Here is a 950-nt window from a genome sequence, read left to right on the forward strand (position 1 = left end):
GGCGTCAAGCTCGATTCCAGTCCGGATCGTACCGGCACCGGGCTATTGCCGAGGGATCGCGAGGCGCCCAATCGCGCTCACGACGACTACGGCACCGCCGGTCTGACTGCGAAGGCGAAGATGTCCAACACGACCGTTCACGTCGGAACATTGCAGCCGGTCATTCCGGTGGTGATGCGCAATGACAGCCGCCTGCTGCCCAACATCTACCGTGGCGCCTGGTTGCAGAGCAAGGAGCTCGAAGGTCTGACTGTCGACGTGGGTATGCTCGACCGCGTCAGTTACCGCGACTCTTCTGACTACGAAGAGATGGCCGTATTCAACGGCGGCTCACGGAATATCGTGCTGGGCAACACGGCAACCAGCGACGAATTCGTCTTTGCGGGCGGCCGTTACCAGTTCACCCCTGAACTGACCGGCAGCTATTACTACGGCGGGCTGGACGGCATCTACGACCAGCACAACTTCAACGTCGTGCACGTGCTGCCGATCGGTGACAACCAGAGCTTCAAGACCGATCTGCGCTACGTGCGCTCCACCGACGATGGCGGCAGCAACGTTGACAACAACGCCTTCGGTGCGCTCTTCACCTACAAGATTGGTGGCCATGGCTTCACCGGTGGCTATCAGAAGATGAGTGGCGATACCGGTTTCGCCTACATCAGTGGCGGTGATAACGCGCTGATCAATCTGTTGCAAATCAATGATTTCGGTAATGAAGATGAGAAGTCATGGCAAGCCCGTTATGACTATGACTTCGCCGCGATAGGCATCCCCGGGCTGAGCCTGATGACCCGCTATGTGACCGGCGATAACGTCAACGTTGTCGGCCGCGCCAGCGAAGGCAAGGAGTGGGAACGCGACACTGACATTGCCTATGTGATTCAGAGCGGGCCGATGAAAAACCTTGGCCTGAAGGTGCGCAACGCGACCGTGCGCAGCAACTTCGG

The 950-nt window shown here is 58.7% G+C and carries 1 protein-coding gene; it reads left to right on the top strand.

Annotated features, from left to right (window positions below; translation table 11 throughout):
• Nucleotides 1-950: OprD family outer membrane porin (locus NA645_RS20095; RefSeq protein ID WP_256050415.1), on the top strand; the 950-nt coding region annotated here is incomplete at both ends.

Origin of the sequence: Stutzerimonas stutzeri (genome assembly GCF_024448955.1) — a bacterium.
Classification (GTDB): Bacteria; Pseudomonadota; Gammaproteobacteria; order Pseudomonadales; family Pseudomonadaceae; genus Stutzerimonas; species Stutzerimonas stutzeri_AQ.